General features: G+C 62.6%; 1 protein-coding gene. It reads right to left on the minus strand.

The window, feature by feature from the left end; genetic code table 11:
- Positions 1-17 precede the first annotated feature (17 nt).
- Positions 18-959: an IS110 family transposase gene (locus tag TSA1_RS38680; RefSeq protein ID WP_100176963.1), complete on the minus strand. Its 942-nt coding sequence runs from the start codon at positions 957-959 to the stop codon at positions 18-20.
- Positions 960-1,127: the final 168 nt, after the last annotated feature.

Here is a 1,127-nt window from a genome sequence, read left to right on the forward strand (position 1 = left end):
CGCAGAGCCGGCAACTGTTATGTTGACGGTGCGACCTTATAGATTTTTCGGTCGCGCAGCATAGCGTTGAGGATGGTCAGCAGCTTCCTGGCGACAGCAATGAGGGCGAGCTTCGCTGGTTTGCCGGCTTGGCGCAGCCGGTCGTAAAAGGCCTTGAAGCGGTCGGCGCGGCGAATGGCGTTGAGAGCAGCCATGTAGAGGGCGTCGCGGACGCGCTTTCGTCCGCCGCCGATCTTGCGCTTGCCTCGATAAGCCCCGCTATCGACATTGAAGGGAGCCAGGCCGGCAAGAGCGGCCACTTCCTTCGGCCCGAGACGCCCAAGTTCGGGCATCTGGGTGAGGAGTTGCATGCAGGCGACGGGCCCCACGCCGGGCACCGAGCGCATCAGCTGTGCATCGTCCGCAAGCTCCGGCTCGGCTTTGACGAGCGCATTGATCTCGGTCTCGATTTCAGCGATCTCATAATTGAGGACCTCGATGAGGCGAGCGATGCGTTCCGCCATGGCGCGGTCCTCGGCTTCGCTGCGGCGGTTCTTTTCCTGGGCTCGCATAGCAACCAGTTGGTCCCGCCGTTTTGCAAGCTTTGCCAAAGCGTTGCGGGCGGGTGTCGCGGCCTGCTCGGTGGCGGGCTTCATGGCGCGGGCGAAGGCCGCCAGCATCTGCGCATCGATCGGATCGGTCTTGGCGAGTTGGCCGCTGGCACGGGCAAAGTCGCGGGCACGGGCCGGATTGATACGGGCAAAGCGGATGCCGGCCCGATGCAGTGCCTCACGAAGCTCGAGGTCGTAGACCCCCGTAGCCTCGAAGACGACCAGCGCATCGCATCGCCAACGCGCCACCAGCTGTGTGATGGCGTGTGTCGCGTTGTCGATGCGTTCCGATACACCGACGGCCTCATCGAAAATATCGAGATGATGTTTGGAGACGTCGATTCCGACGCAACGAGAGGATATGATCACGGTGCCTGTCCCTGTGATGCGAGGTCTGTTGGCGCAGCCTCGTGCAACTGTTCAGGTTGTTGAATGGAACGGGCGGGAGACCGAGCCGGCTCACGGCGTCAAGCGCCAAGGACCCAACGGCTTCCCGCCCACCATCATTATGACAGGCTTTTCAGACACAGGGACCCA

Source organism: Bradyrhizobium nitroreducens (assembly GCF_002776695.1).
GTDB classification, from domain to species: domain Bacteria; phylum Pseudomonadota; class Alphaproteobacteria; order Rhizobiales; family Xanthobacteraceae; genus Bradyrhizobium; species Bradyrhizobium nitroreducens.